The sequence below is a fragment of the Micromonospora sp. NBRC 110009 genome, from assembly GCF_030518795.1.
GTDB lineage: Bacteria > Actinomycetota > Actinomycetes > Mycobacteriales > Micromonosporaceae > Micromonospora.
Window position 1 is genome coordinate 358,019 of record NZ_CP130427.1, and the last position, 22,436, is coordinate 380,454.

The window sequence follows — 22,436 nt, forward strand, 5'->3', positions numbered from 1 at the left end:
CTAACGGTGTTAGGTTACAACCCTAACACCGTTAGGAAGAAGGTGGCGTCAATGCCCGCTCGTGCCCTGCCCCTCCCCGTCGAGACCGCCACCGGCTCCGGGCGGATCCGTGACCGCCTCGCCCGTGCCCTCCTCGTCCTCGCCGCAGCCGGCGCCGTCGCCGCGGTAGCCAGCGCAGTGGGTGCCGTCGCAGACGCCGGACCAGCCACACAGATGGTCGAGACCTGGCGCATGCTCGGCTTCGGTGTCTTCGCGGGCGTGTTCCTGCTGCTGGCCTACCGCCCCCGGCTCTACGCCGGGATCTGGGAGCTCGCCATCCTCAACAAGCTCGGCCTGACCCTGGCTGCCCTGTCTCTCGGCAGCGGGACCGACGGCGCCGACGCCGCACTTGTCGCCGACGGAGCGATCACCCTCATCCTGGTGGCCGCGTATCTGCTCAGCCGGGGCTGGACTGCCTGGTCGACCGCAAGGGCCGCAGCGTGAGGCCAAGCGTCCACGACCGAACGCCGCCCCGGACACGCTGACCGCGTCCGCACCAGGCCCCGCTCGCGCCACTCTGCCGGGTGACGACCTCTTGACACGCGACAGAGCTCTACCTAGCTTTACAAGCGTGGCCTTTTACAAGGCATAGCTTGTAGATCTGAGAGGAGACCGGGATGACCGGCGCCACCAGCACGCGAACCGAGGACTTCACCGCGGTCCTGAACCTCCCCGCCAGCCCCGAGAGCGTGTCCGCGCTCTTCACGTCCGCTGCTGGCGTCAGCCGGTGGTGGGGCCCGACCGAGGGCGATGGAGCAGTCGGCGGCACGCTCGTCACCAGCTTCGGCGATCACGGCGCCAACGCAGTGCGCGTACTTGCAGCTGCACCCACGCGAGTGGTCTGGGAGTCCATCGCGCCCAACGGGACCACACCGACCGGACACACGCAGGAGTGGCTCGGCACGGCGATGGAGTTCGACATCGTCGCTGCCGACACCGGCACTGAGCTCCGCTTCCGGCACGCCGGCCTGACGCCGCAGCTCGAGTGCTGGGACGCCTGCGTCGCCGCCTGGACGTACTTCATGGCGAGCATCGAGACCTTCGCCAAGACCGGCACCGGCACCCCGTTCGGGGCCTGAGACCCTAGTCCGATGGCCGAACGGAAGCAGCCGTCGCCCGCGGCACCCGATGCGGTGCTGCGGGCGCTCGCCGACCCGCACCGGCGACAGATCCTGCGCCTCGTCCAGCACACCGAGCTGCCTGCGGGCCAGATCGCGGCGAGCTTCACTCTCACCCAGCAGGCGGTCAGCCAGCACATCGGCGTGCTCAAGCAGGCTGGCCTCCTCACCGAGCGCCGCGAGGGAACCCGCCGCCTCTACGCGCTGCGCCACGAATCGCTTGAGCCGGTGCGCGAGCTGCTCTCCGAGTTCTGGCCTGACGCCCTCAGCCGCCTGAAGAAGGCCGTCGAGACGGACCATCCCCGCCCACCGAAGAGGTAGCCGTGACCGCCGAGATCCGCAACGACATCATCGTCGCGACCGAGCACATCAAGGCACCGCCCGAGGTTGTCTTCCCGTACCTCACCGACCCGGCGCTCATCGTCAAGTGGATCGGCGTCCGGGCTGAGCTCGACCCGCAGCCCGGCGGTGTGTTCTCGCTCGACATGGGTGACGTCGTCGCCCGCGGCGCCTACATCACGGTCGAGCCGCCGTACCGCGTCGTGTTCACCTGGGGCATCCCCGGCAACGACGCCCTGCCGCCCGGCGAATCGACCGTCGAGGTCGTGCTGACCCCTGACGGCGACGACACGATGGTCGTGCTCACGCACCGCGGCCTGCCATCCACTCTCATCGACGTCCACCGCGCCGGTTGGGAGCACCGGCTCGGACGGCTGGGCGTCGCAGCCGGCTGACCCAGCTTCACCGTGGTGGACGCGGAAGGCTGTTGGCGTCCTCGCGATTCCTTACGTCCCAGACTGCCCTACGCTCGCTCGCCGGGCCTGACGCAAGGCCGTCGGCCCACGGCAGGATCGCTGGCGGATCTGCCAGACATCTGCTTTCCGTGCGGGGGCAGCGAACCAGGATGGCCGGCGGTAGTCTTCGGCGGTTCGATTGTCGCCGAGTTAGCCCCACGCAGTGGGCAACCGATTGCCGACCCTCCGCGTCTTGTCAGACGTACGCCCGAAGTGATCGAGTTAGGGGTACCGGTGCGAAGGCTTCTGTCACTCTGCGCCCTCGCGATGTTCGTGGCGGCCGCTGCCGGCTGCAGCGAGCCGAGCGCGCAGGCGGAGACGCCCGGTCTCGCGCCCCGGGGCACGACGATGACCACGGTGCAGCCGACCCGCCAGGACCTTGCCAACAAGGTGAGCCTGTCCGGCAAGGTGACCATGAACCCGGTGTTCGGGATCGTGGCCCCGGCCGCCGGGCGGGTGCGGTATCTCGATGTCAGGACGCCGCCGAGTACGCCGACCAGGCCGACGAGGGTGGCGAGCGTCTGGGTGTCCGGCAAACCACACCGCATCGAGGTCCCGGCGGGTGCGGTGTTCGCCGGCCGGCTGGTGGACGACGGTTCTAAAGTGAGTGCCGGGATGCCCATCGTGTCGGCGAAGAAGGTCGGCTACGGGCTCGTCGCCGACATCGACGGCGCCCAGGCTTACCAGATCTCGGATGCTCTCGCGACGGTCCAGGCCCAGATCAAGAACGGCCCCGGGCCTTTCCCGTGCAAGGTGCTCGGCACTATCGCCGCCCTGCCCGCCGGCACCATCCCGGACCCGCCGTCCGCGCCGCCGTCCGCCGCGCCGTCCGGCCAGCCATCCGCCCCGCCGGTCGTCCAGGCGCCCCCAAGCCAGCAGGACAGGACCGAGCCGTCGGAGCCGACCGGAATGCGCCTGGTATGCACCGCACCCGCCAACGTGAAGCTGATCAACGGCGCCAGCGCCACGCTCGAGGTGGTGACCGCGAGGGCCACCAAGGCGTTGGTACTCCCGGTCGAAGCGGTCGCCGGCGGGCAGGGTCGGGGCAAGGTGGACGTGGTCAAGCCGGACGGTAGCCGGGAGACCAGGGATGTCGTTCTCGGGCTCAGCGACGGCAAGGTCGTGCAGATCAAGTCCGGTCTCACCGGCGACGAGACGGTCGCCGTCCCCGGCCCCAACCTCCCACCCGCCAAACCCGGCCTAGCGGGCGACCCATCCGCTCCGGTGGGCGGCAAATGACGGCGTTGCTGCAGCTCCGCGGCATCACGAAGACGCTCAAGGGCCAGAAGGCGCCACGCGCCATCCTCGACGGCACCGACTTGGCCGTCGACAGTGGTGAGAGCGTGGCCATCGTCGGACGCTCGGGATCCGGCAAGAGCACACTGCTCAGCCTGATCGGCCTCTTCGACCGGCCAGACGAGGGACAGTATCTGCTGGATGGCCAGGACATCACCCGACTGTCGGAGCGCAGAGCGGCAGCTCTGCGCAGTGCCGAGTTCGGCTTCGTGTTCCAGCGGTTCTTCCTGCTCAAGCACCTGACCGCTGCGCAGAACGTGGCGATGGCCCTGGTCAACGGCCAGGGCTGGCTGCCGCGCCGCAAACGCAGCGCCCGGACCCTGGCGGCCCTCGACCGCGTCGGCATCGCGCATCTCGCCAAGCACCGGCCGGCCCGCCTGTCCGGCGGTGAGCAGCAGCGGGTGGCGATCGCCCGGGCGCTGGTGCGGGAGCCGCGTTTGCTGCTGGCCGACGAGCCCACCGGTGCGCTGGACACGGAGACGGGCAACCTGGTGATCGAGGTGATGCGCTCGGCGACCGACCGCGGCTGTGGCCTGATCCTGGTCACCCACGACTGGGACCACGCCAACAAGATGCAGCGGGTGCTGCGCCTCAGCGACGGGGTGCTCCACCCGGCTACCGACACAAGGAGCGTGCCTCGGTGAGCGGGCCAGCACGGCGCAAAGCGGAGGTCGGCACGGTGCGGGCCGATGCTGTGCGCAGCGGGGTGGCCGCGTGATCGGGTTCTCTGGGCGGTTCCGCTCGGCTCTGATCATCGGTGGTCAGGGCATCCGGGCCCGCAAGACCCGCACCCTCCTGTCGATGGTGAGCCTGTTCCTGGGGGTGCTGGCCGTCGTGGTCGTCCAGGTGGGCGCGGAGACCGCCAAAAACGCCCGGCTGGCCGATCTGGAACTGCACATGGGCAAGGACGGCACCCGGCAGACCTACCTGCCGGGTAACGCCGACACCATCCAGATCAGCCAGGACACCCTGAAAGGGCGGAAGGACGCGGTGGCGGTCTCCACCACCCAGGCGATCATCGGAGAGCCGGGCGTCAGCCCGGTCAACCCCGGTGGAGGCCCGTTCGACCAGCCGGGCGGCGGACAGTTCGTGGGCCCCGGTGGCGGCGACATGTACTGCGACCCTCGCGGTTACTGCCAGCCGATGAAGGCGGCCGGCGACGCCCCGGCCGTTCCCGTGCCAGGCCAGGCGATCGAACTGAGCCTCAACACGCTCACCGGCGACATTCGCCAGTTCCGGCCCTTCCGGCCGGTGTCCGGCCAATGGCTGGACTTCTCCTCCGACCCGTCGCTGTCCCCCCGGATCGTCATCAACCTCGAGGCGGCCAAGGGGTTCACGCGCCAGCAGGTGCCGGCCGAGATGCGCGTCGAGGGGGCCACCGCCAACCCGACACCGCGCATCATCGGCGTCATCGACGACGGCAATCCGCAGCCCACCGCCTACATCCGAGCCGATGAGCTGCAGAACTGGGTGCCCCAGGCGAGCAACGGCGGCGACTACGGCCCCGGACTGCAAGTGATGCTCGCGCCCACCGCAGGCGACCTGGAGCAGCTGCTGCGGATCCGCCTCACGGCCAGCGGAATACCCGCCGAGCAGATCCATTTCGAGACAATCCAAGCGCGGAAAGACATCGCCAAGGAGCTCGCTCTCATCCGCTGGATCTTCCTCGGCATGGCCGGCCTGGTCCTCCTCATCGGCGTCGCCGGCATCCTCAACGTCGGGCTCGCGACCGTCGGAGAGCGGGTCGAGGAATTCGCGCTGCGGCGCGCGGTCGGCACCTCACGGTCTCTGCTGGCCGGCATCGTCCTCGCGGAGACACTCCTGACCGGCCTCCTCACCGCGGCCGCCGCCATCGGAGTGTCCGCGCTCGCACTAACCGCAGTCAGCATGCTGTTCGGCGACCGGGAGCAGTTCCTGCAGGACCTCGTGTTTCCGTGGCAGGCAGGGGTCGCGGGGGTCATCGCCGGCCTGGTCGCCGGACTGCTCGGCGGCCTCATCCCGGCCATCCGCGCCGCCCGCATCCCGATCGCCACCGTCATGCGCGCCTGAGGCGTCGCGCCAGCCACAACGATCAGTTGGGCGGGCCTAGGCTGGACCGGTGGATACCGAGGCAGTGCGATCGTTCGTCCGCGCAGCCGAGCTCGGCCAGTTGCAACATGCGGCCGACGAGCTGGGCGTGACCCAGCAGGCGGTCTCGAAGCGGGTCGCCGCCCTGGAGCGCGAGCTGGAGGTCCGCCTGTTCACCCGTACCGCCCGAGGGGTCGAACTGACGCTCGACGGCCAGGCATTCCTCCCCCACGCACGCAGTATCGTCGCGGGTGTTGATCGTGCCGTCACCGCGGTCAGGCCGGGCTCGCGGGCCCTTCGGATCGACGTTCTAGGCCTGCGAAGCGCGCAGGCCGTCGTTCTGCACGACTATTGGCGGTCGCATCCCGAAACTGACCTCGACGTGGTGACCCTCAGGGTCAACGACCCTCACGCGGCGGCCGCCGCCGTCCAGGCAGGCGATATCGACGCCTCGTTCCGCACCGTCACCGATCCGGCCACGCTGCCGTGCGACGTGCAAATGATCCACGCCTTCGACTCCCCGCTGGAACTCCTCGTCGGCCCCAGGCATCCGCTTGCCTCCGCGCGCACACTGACATCACCCCAGCTGCGCAAGCTTCGGATCTGGGTGCCGGGTATCGTGCCGCGAAGCGAGTGGGCAGAGTTCTACGATCAGCTCGCCACCGCCTTCGACCTCCGCATCGACGCGGCGGGCCCGAACTTCGGTAACGAGGTACTCCTCGACGCCCTCGCGGACTCCGCCGACGTGGCCACCCTCGTCGGCTCGCGCGACCGGTACATCTGGCCGACGAACCACGACCTACGCCGCATCCCGATCGTGAACCCGACGCTCGCCTACCCGCTCTCCCTCATCTTCCCCAGAACGAACCCGCACCCGGGACTTCGGGCGATCATCGACCACTTCACAACACTGACACCGCTCCCCGAGACGGCCTGGCTCCCGTCCTGGGCAACGACACCACGCCGCAGCGCCGGCGACATCGCGCACACCCGCCACTGACAGTCGTTTTGTGCCGGTGCACCACCAACATGGCTCACTCAACCCGCTCGCCAGCGAGAGGACACCGGCGCCGGCGCCGGCATCACACAGTTCGCGCAGCCTGCCGACGGCCTGCTCACCTCGGCTGAGCAGGTCCTACTGACCCTCGGCCTACACGTTTGCGGCGACGTATTTGGTTTCCAGGTACTCTTCGATGCCTTCTCGGCCGCCCTCCCGCCCGACCCCGGACTGCTTCATCCCGCCGAATGGGGCTGCGGGGTTGGACACAATGCCTTGGTTGAGGCCGACCATCCCGAACTCCAGCGCCTCGACCACGCGGAAGCTACGCCGCATGTCGGAGGTGTACACGTAGGCGGCGAGGCCGTACTGCGTGGAGTTCGCGATCGCCAGCGCCTCCTGTTCGGTCGAGAATGACGCGATCGGTGCGATGGGACCGAAGATCTCGTCCGTGAATACCCGGGCCCCCGGGTCCACGTCGGCGACGACCGTGGGCTGGAAGTAGTAGCCACTCTCTTCGAGAGCGTTGCCGCCCGCGAGCACCCGACCGCCGCGCTGAGCCGCGTCTGCGACGAAGGCCCGCATGTTGTCGCGCGCCTTCGCGGTGATCAGCGGGCCGACCTGGACGCCGGGTTCGGTGCCTCGGCCGACCCTGAGCCCGCTCATCCGTTCGGCCAGGCGTTGGGCGAAGTCGGCCGCGACGGACTCGGCGACGAGGAACCGGTTCGCGGCCGTGCAGGCTTCCCCGATGTTCCGCATCTTCGCGATCATCGCTCCTTCGACGGCGGCGTCCAGGTCGGCGTCGTCGAAGACGATGAACGGCGCGTTGCCGCCGAGTTCCATCGAGACGCGGAGCACCTGTTGGGCCGACTGAGCGATGAGGGTCCGACCGACCTCCGTCGACCCGGTGAACGACATCTTGCGTAGCCGCGGATCGGTGATCAGCGGTGCGGTCACCTCACCCGCTGCGGAGGTGGTGATCACATTCAGGACACCGTCGGGCAGGCCGCTGTCGGCCAGGATCTCGGCCAGCGCGAGCATCGAGAGCGGCGTTTCACGGGCCGGCTTGACGACCATGGTGCACCCGGCGGCGATCGCGGGCCCGATCTTGCGCGTGCCCATCGCCATCGGAAAGTTCCACGGCGTGATCAGCAGGCACGGCCCGACCGGCTGCTTCATCACCATCAGCCGGCCCTGCCCGTTCGGCGCGACGGCGTAGCGCCCGTCGATCCGCACGGCCTCCTCGGAGAACCAGCGCAGGAACTCCGCCGCGTAGACGATCTCCGCCTTCGACTCGGCGAGCGGCTTACCCATCTCGAGGGTCATCAGCAGGGCGAGCTCGTCAGCCCGGGCGATGAGCTGCTCGAACGCGCGTCGAAGGAGCTCCGAGCGCTCCCGCGGCGGGCAGCTGGCCCAGCTCGCCTGGGCTGCGGCGGCCGCGTCAAGCGCGGCCAGCGCATCGGCCGAACCCGCATCCGCCACGTGGCACAGCACCTCACCGGTTGACGGGTCGTGCACCGGCAACTGGCGTCCACCTGTCGCCGGTCGCCACCGCCCGGCGATCAGGAGTTCCTTCTGCACCGCCTCGACGACTGCCCGCTCGTCTTCCTTCGAGGGGTTGAGGAAGGTGCGTGCGCCCTCTTCGATGGCCGACCGACTCACTTCGTCCTCCGTGTCGCTTGTCAGATACGGGGGGACAGCGGTCGCTCCACCGCTTCCCAGTCGCTCGCCCGGTAGCCGGCGGTGAGTCCGCCGTCGCACATCACGACCGAGCCGGTCATGTACGAGGCGTCGTCGCTGAGCAGGAAGCAGGCCACGGCCGCCATCTCCGCCGGCTCACCCGGACGGTCGAGCGGAATCCGGGTCCGGTGCTTGCTCCAGATCGCGACGTCGTCCACTTCCTGAACGGTCGCCCGGGTGCGGACCCAACCGGGTGCGAGGGCGTTGACCCGGATGCCGTACCGGGCCAGGTCGACGGCGAGCGACCGGGCGAGCGCCATGACGGCGCCCTTGGACGTGTTGTAGATGATCTGCCCTTCCTCGCCGAGGAGGGAGGCGGTCGACGCGGTCAGGACCATGGCCCCGCCCCCGCGCCGGCTCATGTGCCGGGCGACGGCGGTCGTCACGGCGTACTGGCCGCGGGTGTTGACCCGCATCACCCGGTCGAAGTCCTCGATCGGGCTGTCGAGCACGTTCTCCCAGATGCCGATGCCGGCGTTGCTGGCCAGCAGGTCGACGCCGCCGAACGCGTCGCACGCCGCCTGCAGGGCCCGCTCCGCGGTGTCGGCGTCACCGACGTCGCCGGTGACCGTGACGACCTGCGCCCCGAACTCGGCGCGCAGCTTCTCCGCCACCTCCTTGAGGTGGGCCTCGTCCTGCGGTGCGGCGAGCAGGCACAGGGCTGCGCCCTCGGCCGCCAGCCGCTCGGCGATGGCCGCACCGATGCCGTTACTGGCACCGGTGACCAGGGCGTTCTTACCTTCGAATCGCATGATGTCCGCCTCCCGAGCGTCGGGGCTAGAGGATCTCTTCGCCGAGGTTCGCGTAGACGCCAGCGGTACGGAGCACGACTGGTGCCGTCACGTCCTGCAGCTCGGTGGCGATCTCGTCCAGGTGTGCGTAGTCCGGCAGGCCCCACACGGCGATGCAGCGCGGGTCAGGGCCGAGGTGGCCGATTCGGTCGGCGACGACGTGCAACTGCAGTGCGGGGTGCTCGCCCGCCCGCTTGTCGAAGAAGGCGGCGACCTCGTCGGGCGTGACGCCGGGGGCGAAATCGAGGTACTCGGCGTAGTAGGGACCGACCCGGCCGGCGACCGGCTCCCGCAGCGGCCGGTAGAAGCCCGCGCGGTCCAGCCGGCCGACCACCTCCATGGGCTTCTCGAACGCGTCGGCCTCGCCGGACCGGAAGGCCCGCTCCCACTCGCCCAGCAGCTCAACACCCGCCTTGCGGTTCAGCCACACGGCGAGGTACTCCGGCTCCGGGCCGATCCGCCAGGTCCGTCCCAGGTTCACCACCAGCTCGTCGGCGCCGTACTGGTTGGCCCATCCCGTCTGCCCGGCGCCGGCGATGGCGTGGAAGTGCTCGATGGAGATGCCCGGACGGCGGGAGATGTATTCGATGTAGACGATCATGTGGTACGCCTCCTGCTCTGCTCTTTAGGGATGCGGTCAGTCGGTGAGGACGTGCACGGGGTGGTCGGGGAGGACGACGCGTACGGTGTCGCCGACGTCGTGCGTCAGGGGTGCGCCACCCACCGGCTCCTGTACGCGCAGGGTCGTGCCGCCGAGGTCGACGTGGAACTGGACGCAGGATCCGAGGAACGCGATGTCCGTGATGGTGCCGGCGAGGCCGTCGTCGGCGGACGTCGAGAGCCGAAGGAGCTCGGGACGTACCACCAGGGTCGCGTTGCGCTGCGGCAGCGTCTGCCGCAGCCGCAGGCGCTGCCCGGTCTCGACGACCTTCACCTCGGTGCCGTCCGTCGCGCTGTCGAGGGCCTCGACGGCCATCAGGTTCGCGTCACCGACGAAACCGGAGACGAACTTGGTGGCCGATCGGTGGTAGACCTCCGCGGGCGTGCCGATCTGCTCGATGCGGCCGGCGTTCATCACCACGACCCGGTTCGACAGCGACATGGCCTCCTGCTGGTCGTGCGTGACGTAGACGAAGGTGGTACCGGTCTCCCGGTGGATGCGCCTCAGCTCGGCCTGCATGGTGATCCGGACCTTCTGGTCCAGTGCCGAGAGCGGCTCGTCGAGCAGCAGCACCTTGGGGCGCTTCACCAGCGCCCGGGCCAGGCTGATCCGCTGCGACTGGCCGCCGCTGAGCTGGGTCGCGCGCCGGTCGGCGAGATCCGCCAGCCCGACCAACTCGAGCGCCTCCCGCACGCGTCGCTCGATGTCCTGCTTGCCGACCTTGTCGATGCGCAGCCCGAAGGCGACGTTGTCGAAGACCGACAGGTGCGGAAAGAGCAGGTAGCGCTGGAAGACGATGTTGACCGGCCGGCGGTGCGGTGGCACGTCGGTGATGTCCTTGCCGGCGAGGACCACGCGGCCACGGTCGGGCCGTTCGAATCCGCCGATGATGCGCAGCATGGTTGTCTTGCCGCATCCGCTCGGACCCAACAGCGACAGGATCTCACCGTCGTGGACCTCGAGGTCGACGCCGTGCAGGATCGGCACCTTGCCGAAGCTCTTGGTGATGCCCGTCAGGCTGAGAACGGTATTCACGAGGCCTTGACTCCCTTTCGTGCAGCCCTGCCCACCCGTGCCACGACGGCGATCACGACGCCGGACAGGAAGGTGACGAGCAGGAGGAGGGTCGCGAACGCGTTGATCGACGGGTCGATCGCGCGACGCATCGCTGAGTAGATGACGAGCGGCACCGTGCTCTGGGGGCCGATGACGAAGAAGGTGATGAAGAATTCGTCGAAGCTCAGGACGAAGGCGAGCATGCCGCCGGCGACGAGCACCGGCCACGTCATCGGCAGCGTGACCCTCGTGAACCTCAGCAGCGACGACGCCCCCAGGTCGGCCGCCAACTCGTCGTACTGCGGGTCGATCCGGTCCAGCACGGACTGGGCGACGAGCAGGAAGTACGGGAACGTGTAGACGACGTGCGCGGCGGCGACGGTCCACAGCGAGAGCTCGATGTCGAGCTTGGCGAACCACGCCAGCAGCGACAACCCGAGGAACAGGCCGGGAAGGGTGATGGGCGCGAAGAACAGCACCGCGAGCCACGGGCGTAGCCGGTGGGGCACGTGGGTCAGTCCGAACGCCGCCAGGGTGCCCAGGACGGTGGTGACGACCGCGCTGGCCACCGCCACGATCAGGCTGTTCCGCAGGGCCGAGGTGTAGGTCCCGTCGGTCAGCACCGCCTCGTACCAGCGCAGCGAGAAGCCCTTGATCGGGAGGTTCAGGGTGCTGCTGGAGTTGAACGAGAACAGCACGACGACCGCGATCGGCAGGTACAGGAAGGCCAGGACGGCGGCCAGGTAGAGACCCGGTGCCCGGCGCCTGCTGCGCAGAAGACTCATGGCGCTCATCCCTTGATCACCACGGAGTTCAGGCCCAGCGCGCGCAGGACACCGGTCACGACGGCATAGGCGAACATGAACAGCAGCAGCACGATGATCGAGGTCGCCGCCCCGAGCGGGTAGTTGCCGAACTGGGTGAACTGCTGCGAGATCTGCAGGCCGACCATGTTCCCGTCCGTTCCGCCGAGGAACTGCGGGGTGACGTAGTCGCTGGCGGCCAGTACGAAGGTGTAGAGGAAGCCGGAGGCCGCCGCCGGCGCCACGAGCGGCAGGACCACTCGGCGCCACCGCTGCACCCGACCGGCGCCGAGGTCGGCGGCCAGGTCGAAGAAGTCGCCGGGGATGTTGCGGAACGCGGCATAGGCGACCAGAGCGACGTACGGCACGAAGATGTGGACCAGCGCGGCGACAACCGCCGGCTTCGAGAACAGCAGTGACCCGTCCCGCGGGGCAAGGCCGATCGGTCCGAGGAGCTGCACAAACAGCCCGTTGTTACCGAGGATCACCCGCCACGCGTAGATCCGCACGAGGTAGCTGGTGAACATCGAGAACACCACGAGCGCCAGCAGCGGGTACTCCATCCGCCCGGCGCGGTAGCGAATCGCGTACGCGAGCGGCACCCCGATCGCCAGGCTCAGGACCGCGGTGACGAACCCGACCTCCAGGGCGTTCAGCGTGAGCCGACGAGTCAGTTCCGAACCCACGGCCGAGGTGAAGTTCGACAGGGTGACGGCGCCCGTCACCTCGTAGAACCCGCCCTGCAGGAAGGCGTAGACGGTGAACACCAGGAAGGGAGCCACCAGGAGGAAGCCCAGGACGACAACCGCCGGCAGGGTCAGCAGCCACCCGCGGCGGCGAGCCGGTGCGGGGGGTGGTGCCGTGGCGACGTCCGCTTGAGGCGGTGCGACCGCGACGGCCATCACGCGCCTCCCTGGATGTTCGACCACTCGCTGAGCCACTCCTCGTGCTGCACGATCCCGGACCGCCCCTTGTCGGGAAAACCGAAGACCGGGGCGCGAGTGAAGAACTCGTCGAGGTTGTCGTAGGGGTAGAGCTTCTGCTGCTTGGCGGGCAGCAACTTGACCGCCTCGGGCGAGGTCACGGCCGTGCCGAGCGCGACCGCGGCCTCCGCCTGCACCTCCGGCGAGAGGGCCTGGTTGACCCAGGCGTACGCGGTGTCGCGGTTGCCGGTCGTCTTCGGCACCGCCCACGCGTCGCAGGAGGTGTAGGTGCCCTCCTTCGGGATGATGCTCTCCACCTTGGCGCCCTTGTCGCCGGCCCAGAGCCCGACGGTGGACCAGCCGGCGAAGGAGGCGATCACCTCACCGCTGACCAGCTGGTTGGTGAGGTCACCGAAGGACGGCGCGAACCCGTTGATCTGTCCGCGGAACCGGCGGAGCAGGTCGACGATCTGCTTGAACTGGTCCTGCGTGTAGTTGGGGACGTCGAAGCCGAGGATCCGGCCGCCGAGAGTGAACGCGGCCGTCGCGTCCGGGACCCAGCCAATCTTGCCCTTGAACTCCGGCTTCAGCAGGTCGAGCCACGACTCGGGCTTCGGCATGCGGTCGGTGCGGTAGTCGAGCGTGGTGGCGCTCCAGAACATCGGGATGCCCCACTGCTTGCCCTCGATGTTCCAGAACTTCGCTGCGGCGTCCCCCTCGCGGAAGAACGGGAAGAGCTTCGCGGCGTTCGGGATGTGCGCCAGGTCGAGCGGCTCGATGATCTCCAACGGCTTCTTGGAGTACAGGGGTCCATACGCTTGGTAATAGGTGATCAGGTCGTAGCCGACACTGGAGCCAGACTTGATCTTGGCGAGGATGTCGTCACTCGTCGAGATGTAGGTGGGGTTGACCTTGACGCTCTTCGCGCCCTGCCACGCCTTCATCTTCTGCGATCCGGTGAGGTCGTAGCCCTCCCAGGACAGGAAGTTCAGCGCGCCACCGACCTTGTCACCCACTGCGGGCACCGCTGCGGACTTCCCGTCGCCGCAGGCGGCCAGGAGGGTCGGCGCGGACACGGCGAGGGCGGCGAGGAGCCCTCCCCGGCGCAGCAGACCGCGGCGGGTCAGACCCTGCGCGTTCATCGGCATCTCAGCCATGTGTATCTCCTGTCACACATCGACTCGGTGGCAGTACTGTTCCACCGCACGGACTGGTTGTCCATAGGGCGGTACAAACTTTCTTGCAGCCCGCCCGCCCAAGATCCCGACACTCGCGCCCAGATGCGGCGTACGCACCGATGCCACCTGCAACGGTTCGGCTACGGCGGCTCGGAAACAGGTGTGCACAATGGTCTGTACAGCCACCTCGGCGCTCCGCTATAGTCCCGCTCTACGGTCAGTCTGACCGCCACGCGGGACAACGGGAGACGTCATGCCGCCGGTGAATGTGCTCAGCAAGGCCGACCGGGTGCTGGAACTGCTCGCCGACCAGGGCGAGATGCCGATCGCCGCGCTCATCGAGGCACTGGAAGAGCCGCGTACGAGTGTGTACCGCCTCCTCGAGAGCATGCAGGAACTCGGGTGGGTGGAGCCAGGTGGGCGGCGTGGGCAATATCGGCTCGGCCTCAAGGTGTTCCGGCTGGGCGCGGCTGTTGCCCAGCGGTTCGACGAGCGCCAGGCGGCGCTTCCCGTCATGGAGCGGCTGCACGAGCAGACCGGCGAAACGGTCTTCCTGTGCGTCCGTCAGGGGCTCGAGGCGGTGTGCATCGAGCGCATCGACGGCGCGCGGGTCCAGATCCTCGAGCTCAGGCTCGGCGGCCGGCTGCCGCTGCACGTCGGCGGCGCACCGCGGGCCCTCCTCGCCTTCGGGGGCGAAGCCCTCTGGGACGAGTACCTGTTCCGCGCACCGCTCAGCACCTACACCGGCAAGACCCTGAACACCCCCGAGCTGGTGCGGCAGTCCCTCGCGGCCGACGCGAACGCGGGAATCGTCATCAGCGACGAGGACGTCACCCCCGGCATCGCGTCGATCGCCGCTCCCGTCTTCAACCACACCGGCAGGGTCAGCGCCGCGCTGTCCCTGGCCGGCGTATCCCCCGTGCTGCTCGGCGACAACCGGCAGCGACATGTGTCGATGGTGCGAGAGGCCGCCGCAGAGGTCTCCCGCTCGCTCGGCCACTCCAGTTAGGAGAAACGCTTTGGCTGACGGCTCAACCCCCGTCGTACGTCGTGATCAGGGACGAGAGTTCCTCGCACTCGGGGCACCGGTCTACCGACTGGTGCATCCGAAGACCGTGGGCTCCGTCGGAGTTGGCGTTTCGCTGTGCGTCATGCAGCCGGGCCAGCAGGTCCGCCGCCATCGGCACGACTACGAAGAGGCCTATTACGTGGTGCGCGGCACCGGCCTGATGTATCTCGAGGGCCACGAGCCGATCCGCCTCGAGCCCGGACTGTCCGTCTACATCGCGGCGAACCGCGTACACGGACAGGTCAACGACGGCTCGGAAACGCTCGAGATCGTGTGCTCCCTGTCGCCTCCCCCGGTCGAGGGACAGGTTCCGGAATTCGTGGAGGAGAACCAGTGAGTGCAGCAGCCGACGACGGCGAGCTGATCGCCCGCATCAAGGAGAAGGCGCTCTTCGCCCGCGAGGAGACGGTGCGCCTGACCGGCATCGCGAAGACCGGGCACTACGCCTCGGCCTTCTCGTGCGCCGAGATCCTCGCGACCCTCTACTACGGCGGGATCATGCGGCTGAAGCCGGGTGAGCCGCAGTGGAAGGAACGCGACCGCTTCCTCTTCGGCAAGGGCCACGCGGCGATCGCGCTCTACCCGTTCCTCGCCGAGTACGGCTTCTTCGACAAGTCGGTCCTCGACGAGTACACCCGCCTCGGCAACCCGCTCGGCGACCACCCGGACATGCGCAAGGTACCGGGCATCGACTTCAGCTCCGGCTCGCTCGGCCACGCCCTGTCCGCAGGCCTCGGCATGGCCCTCGGCGGCCGGCTCAACAACATCGACTACAACGTCTTCGTCCTGCTCGGCGACGGCGAGCAGCACGAGGGCCAGGTGTGGGAGGCGGCGCTGTCCGCGGCCCACCACCGCACCGGCAACCTCATCGCGATCGTCGACCGCAACGAGTACAGCCTCGACGGCAAGGTAGACGACGTCATCGGCATCGAGCCGGTGCTGGACAAGTGGCAGGCGTTCGGCTGGAACACGATCGACATCGACGGCCACGACGTGCCGCAGGTGCTGCAGGCCCTGCGCGAGGCGACCGCCGCCAGCCACGACGGCAAGCCGACCGTCATCGTGGCCCACACCGTCAAGGGCAAGGGCATCCCCTACATGGAGACGCAGTTCGGCTGGCACCTCGGCTACCTGCATCCCTCCGACGAGAAACTCGCCCTCGCGCACCTGAGGAGCAACGCGTGACCACCACCGAGCCCGAGCTGCACCCCGACTCCTGGCACCTGCTCATGCTGCTGGACCAGGCGCCCGGGTTCGCCGCCATCTCGCAGGCCCTCATCGAGCTGACCGACGAGGGACACAACATCGCGGTCGCCACCGCCGACCTCAAGTACTCCAACGGGCTGGTGCGCTTCCAGGAGAAGCACCCGGAGCGGTTCCTGCAGTTCGGCATCTCCGAGCAGAACATGGTGTCGGCGTCGGCCGGGCTGGCGACGACGGGCGTGCTGCCGTACACCGCGACGTTCGCGTCGTTCCTGGCGCTGCTGTGCTGCGAGCAGATCCGCACCGACCTGGCCTACTGCAACCAGCCGGTCCGCCTCATCGGCCACCACGCCGGCATCAGCCTCGGCTTCTACGGCACCTCGCACCACGCCACCGAGGACCTGGCCATCATGCGCAGCATGGCCAACATGACCGTGGTCGCTCCGTCGGACCCGGCCCAGTTCCACGCGGCGATCCGCGCCACGGTGAACCACCCCGGCCCGATCTACTTCCGCGCCAGCCGCGGTCGCGACCCGATCATCTACGAGGACGGCTGCGAGTTCGAGCTGGGCCGCGCCATCAAGCACGGGGACGGCAGCGACCTGATGCTCATCGCCACCGGGTCGTCGGTGCACCCGACGCTGGCGGCGGCCGAGCTGCTCCGCGCCAAGGGCATCTCGGTGGGTGTGCTCGACATGCACACGGTGAAGCCGCTGGACCGCGACGCCGTGCTGGCGGCGGCGCGGGCGCGCCGGCTCATGACCGTCGAGGAGCACAACGTGCTCGGCGGGCTGGGCGGCGCCGTCGCCGAGGTGCTCACCGAGGAGGGGGTGGCCACCAAGCTGCACCGGCACGGCATCAAGGACGAGTACAGCCTGATCGGACCACCGACGCACCTCTACCGGCACTACGAGCTGGATGCCGAGGGCATCGCGCAGGTAGCCCTGCGCTTCCTGAACGCGTGAACGGAAAGGTTGATCAGTCATGAGGGCGGTTGTCTTCACCGGGGCGGGCGGCAACGAGGTCATTGACCTCGTCGAGCGGCCCGACCCGATCCCGACCGGCAACGACGTTCGGGTCCGCGTCCGCTACGCCGGAATGAACCCGGCCGACGCGCAGCAGCGCACCGGCATCTACCCGGCCCCGCCGGGCAGCCCGGCGGACATTCCGGGGCTCGAGGTGTCGGGCGTCGTCGAGGCCGTCGGTGACGCGGTCACCACGTGGCAGCCCGGCGACCGGGTGTTCGGCCTCGTGGGTGGCGGCGGCCTCGCCAACGGGGTGATCGTCAACGAGCGGCACCTGGCCCGCGTTCCGGACTCGCTGTCCGACGCCGACGCAGCGGCGGTGCCGGAGGCGTACATGACCGCGCACGACGCGATCCGGTCGCAGGCCGGGCTGCAGATGGGCGAGACCCTCCTGGTTCACGGAGCCGCCGGTGGCGTCGGCAGCGCCGCCGTGCAGATCGGGCTCGCGGCCGGTGCGCGGGTCATCGGTGTGGTGCGCAGCGAGTCGTCGCACCAGGCGGTGAAGGCGCTCGGCGCGGAGGTCGTCCACGACGCCACCTTCGCGACCGAGGTCGCCGAACTCACGGGCGGTCGAGGCGCCGACGTCATCCTGGAGCTGGTGGGTGCCCCCCACTTCCCGGGGAACCTCGACGCGGTCGCCGTACGCGGACGGATCATCATCGTCGGCGTCGGTGCGGGTAGCGACGTGCAGATCCCCCTGCTGCGGCTGATGCAAAAGCGGGTACGGATGCAGGGAACCGTCCTCCGGGCGCGGCCCATCGAGCAGAAGGCAGACGCTGTCCGCGCCTTCGAACGGGAGGTACTGCCCGCCCTCGCGAGCGGACGGGTCCGGCCGGTCATCGACCAGATCTTCCCCGCCGAGCAGGTGACGTCGGCCTTCGAGCGGCTCGAGGGTAAGGGCAAGGTCGGCAAGATCCTTCTGGATTTCGGCGCCTGACAGGAACTGCCCGCTCCGCACGCCTCGTGCGGCGGAGCGGGCAGTCTGCACCGGACAGTCGCCCGCCAACCCGACAGCACCTGGCCAGTCGCCCAGCGGCGGCCTGACCCGGTCAGAACCCCACACCGTCGCCGCAATGATGGACGGAGGTCACCGGTGCCCTCAGAAGTGGAAAACGCCGACCATTGAAGCCACCGGATCGGCGCCGCCATGCAACTGGTCGAAAACGTGGAACGTCTCTGTCACAACTGTGCCGGTGGCGGGATCGGCGAGCGAGGTGGTGGTCCCGTCGGGGGTGCCGTCTCCCTTGACGCCGGTGAGGATGCGGATGTGCAGGACCTGATTGTTCTCGATCCCGTCGTCGCCGACGTCCAGCAGTGGCCCGACGTTCTCGACGAGCCGGGCCAGGCCCTCCGGCGTGTAGCTCGTCGGTTCGTCCTCGGTCAGGCCGACGGCGGCCAGGAAGGCGCGCAGCTCGACAACCGAGAGGGGCTGGTTGAGGTCGTACCTGCTCCGCCAGACGCCGCCGAGGCCGTCGAGCATCTGTTCGACCGTGGCCGCCTGTCCGGTCTTCCAGTTCGACATGATGGTGCCGCCCGCGGCCCAGCAGACAAGCGAGGAGTTCTGCTTGACGGGCACGACCGCGGGCGAGATGGCCACATCGAGCGCAGGGCGCCCAGCGGCCGTACCGGTCTTGACCGACACCGTCCCCTCGGGCCGGGTGACCCGCAGCGACCCGCTACCGGACGTGGCGAGGCGGTCGATCGCGCGTTGCACCGAGGGGGTACGGGTCGCGCTCGGGGTGGCCGGACGAACCTCTCCGATCGCGCCGCGCAGCACGCTCTCGGTCAACGCGCGTGCGTCGTCAGCTGAGACCAGCCCCTTGTCGCGCGCCTCCTTGATATGGCCGAGGCTGCGGTCGAGCTCCTGATTGAGGAAACGTTGCTGGGCGAGTGCACCGGCCTTGCTCGCGAAGCCCTGCGCCGCGGTGATCGAGGTCTTGAGCGCCTCGGCGGCGTTCTGCTGGTTGAGAGCGAGCCCCGTGAGGTCCTTGAAGATGTTCGGCGTGCCGAGCGCGGCCATCGCCGCCGCCAGGCCGGTGGGATCGGGCGCGGTCGGCACCTGCTGGTATCCGACCACCGGCGTGGGGAACTGGTCGGGTGCGAGGTTCGGCGGCGCAGTGCGCCGGCTGCCCGTGCTCAACGGGTCGATGGACGGCGGCTGGTCCGGGATTGGTGCCTCCTCCCAGCGCCAGAACTTCGTGTCGTCGATGACCTCGCAACTGTTGCACTTGCCGAGGACGGCCTCGGCGAACACCCCGGACGTGGGCATGCTGATCCGCATCGGCGGCGCCGGGTCGGCCGCGTAGAGGTGGCGCAGGTCCGCCGGGGTCGCGCGGGCGAACTCGTAGGTCGCATCGAGCTTCAGACCCGGTGCGACCGGCATCACCAGGCTGTTGCCCACAACGCCGACGACGCGGTTCTCCACCACGGACGCCACGCTGCGTCCGCCCGCGTCCGGCGCGACGAAGCCGTCGAGGAGCAGGTATCGCCGATTCGGGTCCATGGTCAGCCAGATCGCCCGGTGGTAGTGCTCGACGTGCTCGTCGAGATGGTCGAGCAGCCGTTCGGCGTGGCGGCGGTCGCGGTCTCGCGGGTTGCGCTTCTCGGTGGCGTCGAGCGGCACGGCGATCTCGACGTCGTCACCGAGACTCAGGTCGTTGAGGATCCGCCGGTTCAGGAAAAGCTGGTGGCTGAGGTGCGCGGTGCGGTAGCGCAGCGAGCCGGAGTCAACCACGATCCGAGCGCCGGGCGGGAGGACGCTGACGGCGAGCGACAGCCGCACCCGGTCGATCTGCGAGCGCAGCACCGTCGGTAGCGGGATGCCGGCCTGCAACCCGACAAGCAGCGGGCGGTCCTGACCGAAGAGGCCCACCATCGCCGGATCGACGCTCACCGGCCGGGTCGCGACGCCGTCCTCGATGAGCGACATCTGCATGGTCTCCAACAACCGCTGGGCGACGCCCGGCGCGATCCGGCTGTCCCAGATGGCATCTCTCTCCGCGGGCAGAGCTACCCCGAGATAGCGTTCCCAGATGCTGGCCGGGCCGTCCCAGAGCAGGGCGGCGTAGCCGTCCCAGTTCGTCGAGACGAACTCGTCGGACTCGCCGTCGGCCGGACGCGGGAGCGTCACCCGAACGGCCAGCTCGCCGTCGAGATCGACCAGCGCCTCGTCGGCGTAGCGGCCGACGGGCAGGTCCGAACCGACCCAGTTGGCGCGGACCCGCTCCAGCGAGTCGAAGGCGGAGTGCAGGCTGCGGCGGCGCAGCCCGCGCTCCAACGGCTCCCGCCAGCGCAGCGCCTTCTCGGCCGTGAAGGGCGTCACCGCGAAGGGAATGAACAGGCATTCCTGCACCGCCGCCAGTTCCTGGCTCACCTGGAGGTGGCGCAGCACCTCGAAGTACTCGACGGTGAGCGCGTGGCAGTGGTTGTAGTTGGCGACCACCTCGGTCTGCGCCCGCACCGACTCGCCCTGGCGGGCGGTCTGCACCACCGTCGAGCGCTGGCTGCGTACCGCGCTCGCGGACTGCAGGGTGCGGTCCCGCACCTGGTTCAGCGCGGTGCCGGTGACCGCGCGCGCCGACGTCTGGTTGGCGGTCGAACCGGCCGACGAGACACCGCCCGCCGCACCGAAGACGAGCGGCCCGATGAACCCGGCGATCCCCGCTCCCACGGCCTCCACGTCGGCCTTCGAGTGGCCGCGCATCGACTCGGTCAGGGTGGAGCGGATGACGTCGCTGATGTCGCGGTCGTGGCTCAGATCGGCCACCAGGTCCTCGGCCTCGGTGCGCTCGGCGCGCCGGCTCGCCACCTCGGAGCGGTTCCAGTCCAGTACCGAGACGAGCTTCTGCTGGCCGGGTGCGAGCGGCAGCGAATAGAGCAGGTCGCCGAGGGAGTACCCGTCGGCGCGCCAGACCTGCTTGATCGTCAGCAGGTGGCCGTGCGCGACCGTGGTTGCCTGGTAGGCGTACGGGAGGCCGTCCCAGTCGACCTGGCGGTCCGCGTCGAGGGTGAAGCGGGCCGGCTCGGGACTGGCGAGGAGTCCGACCGCGGCGCGGAACCTGCGGACGACGCTCGTCTGCTCGGCCATGACCAGGCGCAGCGGTGTGATGTCCTGCTGCTCGCGGGCCAGGTCGGCCAGCACGCTCGTCTCCAGGCGCAGCGGCTCACCGGCCAACGCCCGCTGTTCGAGGACCCGGGCGGCCAGGAGGTCCGCGTTCACGGACGCCCACCTGCCGTCGAGGTCGATGCCGGGAACGAAGGCCCGCGCGGCGGCGAGTGCGCCCGGCACCACGTCGACCTGGCGGCCCTGTCCGGAAGCGGCGACCGGCGCCGACCCGGCGTCCCGGCCCGAGGTGCCGGGGATGCTCGCGAGGTGACCCGCCGTGCTGGAGGTCGCGGTGGCTCCGAGCGTGAACGGGCCGGTCTGCGGCAGGCCGGCCGCCGGGCTCTGGCCGGCGGGCGGCAGCTCGGCAACCGGGTTCACCACGACCGGGCGTACGCGGGCCAGCTCCACGAGCCGGTCGACGAGCACACCAGGAATGACCGGTGGTGTCGTCGGGGTGGTGCCCTTGATCTGTGGTTGGGTGGTACGGACCACGGCCTGGTAGGTCACCTCGTCCAAAGCCCGGTTGGGCAGGGTGAAATCGACGCAGCGGGCGGCGTCGCTCGCGTACGCCTGGGCATTCCCGGTGAGATCGACCTGGTCGGGGGCGCGGGGCGGCGAGTCGGGGCAGTGGCAGTCGTCGTCCTTGGGTGGCGGGGGCGGCAGCGCCGGCGTCTGGAGCACGATCCGCCTCGGCAGCAGCCCCGCCTCCAGGCCGATCGGGATCGGCGCGCTGCCGGCGAGCACCGCGTACGCCTCGGCGAACGTGGTGCCCGGCCACGGTCCGGAGAAGTAGCCTCCCGCCGCCGTCCTGGTGACCGAGACCGGCGTGGTCTGCTCCGCACCGGCGGCGCGACCCCAGATCACCAGCAGCAGGTCACTGGCGACGCCCCGCCCGTGCGGGTCGATCGCCAGGCCCGTGTACTTCAGCTGCTGGCCCAGGGTGATGTCGCCGCTGGGGGGCACCTGGGTGGCCGGCCGCGGTGACACGGCGACCTCGACCGGATCGGCGGGAAGATCGCCGGGGATGACCAGCCCGCCCGCGGGAAGTCCGTCCGGGGCGAACGCGGTGAGCGTCACCGGGCCTCGGCGGTCCGCCGGATCGGGCAGTTCGAACGTGAATGCACCGGTGCCGTCGGCAGGCGTGTCGCGACGCCCGGCCACGAAGACCCCGGCACCGTCGCCCAACCGGGCACGCTCCTCGAAACCGGCGCTCAGGGCGTAGCCGCTGAAGTCGCGGACGCGCGCAGCGGCGAGCTTGCCTCGCAGGATGGTTGCCATTCCGGTCCTCCTACACGTTCGGTGCCTCGAACGTGATGCCGGTCGAGGTGAGGGGCTGGTTCTCGTACCCGATCCGCAGCTCGTCGCCGGGTGCTGGCTGCCGGGTCAGGAAGCCGAGGATGGTGCCCTCGTCGGTGGTGGGCATCAGTCCCTCGACCTCCTGCGGCCCGACCTCCGCGACCATCCGGATGCCGCCTTGGACGAGACCGGATCCGTGGATGACCACCCGCATCACCCAGTCCGTGGGCAGCGGCGTGGTGATGACCTCGAAGTCGGCGCTGTCGATCTGCATG

The 22,436-nt window shown here is 69.5% G+C and carries 22 protein-coding genes; 13 read left to right on the forward strand and 9 right to left on the reverse strand.

The window, feature by feature from the left end; translation table 11 throughout:
- Positions 1-51: 51 nt before the first annotated feature.
- From Q2K19_RS01645 to Q2K19_RS01680, 8 genes are all read left to right on the forward strand, one after another.
- Positions 52-483 carry a hypothetical protein gene (locus Q2K19_RS01645; RefSeq protein ID WP_302766994.1) on the forward strand — a complete coding sequence of 144 codons (432 nt, stop codon included), beginning with the start codon at positions 52-54 and terminating at the stop codon, positions 481-483.
- 173 nt (positions 484-656) lie between these two features.
- The gene (locus Q2K19_RS01650) at positions 657-1,118 is read left to right on the forward strand and encodes an SRPBCC family protein (protein WP_302766995.1); all 462 of its coding nucleotides are present in this window, start codon (positions 657-659) and stop codon (positions 1,116-1,118) included.
- Between the two features lie 12 nt (positions 1,119-1,130).
- Positions 1,131-1,478, forward strand: a complete 348-nt coding sequence (locus tag Q2K19_RS01655) for an ArsR/SmtB family transcription factor (protein WP_302766996.1) — start codon at positions 1,131-1,133, stop codon at positions 1,476-1,478.
- Positions 1,479-1,480: 2 nt separating this feature from the next.
- Positions 1,481-1,891, forward strand: a complete 411-nt coding sequence (locus Q2K19_RS01660; RefSeq protein ID WP_302766998.1) for an SRPBCC family protein — start codon at positions 1,481-1,483, stop codon at positions 1,889-1,891.
- A 294-nt stretch (positions 1,892-2,185) separates the two neighbouring features.
- On the forward strand, positions 2,186-3,190 hold the full coding sequence (locus Q2K19_RS01665) for an efflux RND transporter periplasmic adaptor subunit (protein WP_302766999.1): 1,005 nt from the start codon (positions 2,186-2,188) through the stop codon (positions 3,188-3,190).
- Positions 3,187-3,891 (forward strand): ABC transporter ATP-binding protein, encoded by a 705-nt coding sequence (locus Q2K19_RS01670; RefSeq protein WP_302767001.1) that lies wholly within the window; start codon positions 3,187-3,189, stop codon positions 3,889-3,891. The genes Q2K19_RS01665 and Q2K19_RS01670 overlap by 4 nt, the downstream gene beginning before the upstream one ends.
- Positions 3,892-3,961: 70 nt before the next feature.
- A complete protein-coding gene (locus Q2K19_RS01675) occupies positions 3,962-5,296 on the forward strand; it encodes an ABC transporter permease (RefSeq protein ID WP_302767003.1) in 1,335 nt (444 codons plus the stop codon).
- A gap of 49 nt (positions 5,297-5,345) precedes the next feature.
- The gene (locus Q2K19_RS01680; protein WP_302767005.1) at positions 5,346-6,314 is read left to right on the forward strand and encodes a LysR family transcriptional regulator; all 969 of its coding nucleotides are present in this window, start codon (positions 5,346-5,348) and stop codon (positions 6,312-6,314) included.
- 150 nt (positions 6,315-6,464) lie between these two features.
- On the opposite strand, the gene Q2K19_RS01685 is transcribed toward Q2K19_RS01680, so the two are convergent.
- From Q2K19_RS01685 to Q2K19_RS01715, 7 genes are read right to left on the reverse strand one after another with little or no spacing between them, the layout of a single operon-like run.
- Complete coding sequence (locus Q2K19_RS01685; RefSeq protein WP_302767006.1) at positions 6,465-7,973, reverse strand: NAD-dependent succinate-semialdehyde dehydrogenase; 1,509 nt, start codon at positions 7,971-7,973, stop codon at positions 6,465-6,467.
- A 20-nt stretch (positions 7,974-7,993) separates the two neighbouring features.
- Positions 7,994-8,803: an SDR family NAD(P)-dependent oxidoreductase gene (locus Q2K19_RS01690; RefSeq protein WP_302767008.1), complete on the reverse strand. Its 810-nt coding sequence runs from the start codon at positions 8,801-8,803 to the stop codon at positions 7,994-7,996.
- 25 nt (positions 8,804-8,828) lie between these two features.
- Positions 8,829-9,443: a hypothetical protein gene (locus tag Q2K19_RS01695; RefSeq protein WP_302767011.1), complete on the reverse strand. Its 615-nt coding sequence runs from the start codon at positions 9,441-9,443 to the stop codon at positions 8,829-8,831.
- Positions 9,444-9,479: 36 nt separating this feature from the next.
- On the reverse strand, positions 9,480-10,538 hold the full coding sequence (locus Q2K19_RS01700) for an ABC transporter ATP-binding protein (RefSeq protein ID WP_302767013.1): 1,059 nt from the start codon (positions 10,536-10,538) through the stop codon (positions 9,480-9,482).
- Positions 10,535-11,344 (reverse strand): ABC transporter permease, encoded by an 810-nt coding sequence (locus Q2K19_RS01705; protein ID WP_302767015.1) that lies wholly within the window; start codon positions 11,342-11,344, stop codon positions 10,535-10,537. The genes Q2K19_RS01700 and Q2K19_RS01705 overlap by 4 nt, the downstream gene beginning before the upstream one ends.
- Positions 11,345-11,349: 5 nt before the next feature.
- Positions 11,350-12,264, reverse strand: coding sequence for an ABC transporter permease (locus Q2K19_RS01710; RefSeq protein WP_302767017.1), 915 nt, complete (start codon positions 12,262-12,264; stop codon positions 11,350-11,352).
- Positions 12,264-13,442, reverse strand: coding sequence for an ABC transporter substrate-binding protein (locus Q2K19_RS01715; protein ID WP_302767018.1), 1,179 nt, complete (start codon positions 13,440-13,442; stop codon positions 12,264-12,266). The genes Q2K19_RS01710 and Q2K19_RS01715 overlap by 1 nt, the downstream gene beginning before the upstream one ends.
- Positions 13,443-13,716: 274 nt before the next feature.
- On the opposite strand from Q2K19_RS01715, the gene Q2K19_RS01720 reads away from it, so the two are divergent.
- The 5 genes from Q2K19_RS01720 to Q2K19_RS01740 all read left to right on the forward strand — a co-directional run bounded on the left by Q2K19_RS01720 (position 13,717) and on the right by Q2K19_RS01740 (position 17,697).
- The gene (locus tag Q2K19_RS01720) at positions 13,717-14,472 is read left to right on the forward strand and encodes an IclR family transcriptional regulator (RefSeq protein ID WP_302767020.1); all 756 of its coding nucleotides are present in this window, start codon (positions 13,717-13,719) and stop codon (positions 14,470-14,472) included.
- Between the two features lie 142 nt (positions 14,473-14,614).
- Complete coding sequence (locus tag Q2K19_RS01725) at positions 14,615-14,869, forward strand: cupin domain-containing protein (RefSeq protein WP_302767023.1); 255 nt, start codon at positions 14,615-14,617, stop codon at positions 14,867-14,869.
- Positions 14,866-15,717, forward strand: a complete 852-nt coding sequence (locus Q2K19_RS01730; protein WP_302767024.1) for a transketolase — start codon at positions 14,866-14,868, stop codon at positions 15,715-15,717. The genes Q2K19_RS01725 and Q2K19_RS01730 overlap by 4 nt, the downstream gene beginning before the upstream one ends.
- Positions 15,714-16,700, forward strand: coding sequence for a transketolase family protein (locus Q2K19_RS01735; RefSeq protein ID WP_302767025.1), 987 nt, complete (start codon positions 15,714-15,716; stop codon positions 16,698-16,700). Before Q2K19_RS01730 ends, Q2K19_RS01735 begins: the two co-directional genes overlap by 4 nt.
- A gap of 19 nt (positions 16,701-16,719) precedes the next feature.
- Complete coding sequence (locus Q2K19_RS01740; protein ID WP_302767026.1) at positions 16,720-17,697, forward strand: NAD(P)H-quinone oxidoreductase; 978 nt, start codon at positions 16,720-16,722, stop codon at positions 17,695-17,697.
- Between the two features lie 162 nt (positions 17,698-17,859).
- Here Q2K19_RS01740 and Q2K19_RS01745 read toward each other — a convergent pair whose 3' ends face one another.
- Both Q2K19_RS01745 and Q2K19_RS01750 read right to left on the reverse strand, forming a co-directional pair.
- Positions 17,860-22,143 (reverse strand): papain-like cysteine protease family protein, encoded by a 4,284-nt coding sequence (locus Q2K19_RS01745; protein WP_302767029.1) that lies wholly within the window; start codon positions 22,141-22,143, stop codon positions 17,860-17,862.
- A gap of 10 nt (positions 22,144-22,153) precedes the next feature.
- The gene (locus Q2K19_RS01750) at positions 22,154-22,435 is read right to left on the reverse strand and encodes a hypothetical protein (protein ID WP_302767031.1); all 282 of its coding nucleotides are present in this window, start codon (positions 22,433-22,435) and stop codon (positions 22,154-22,156) included.
- Position 22,436: the final 1 nt, after the last annotated feature.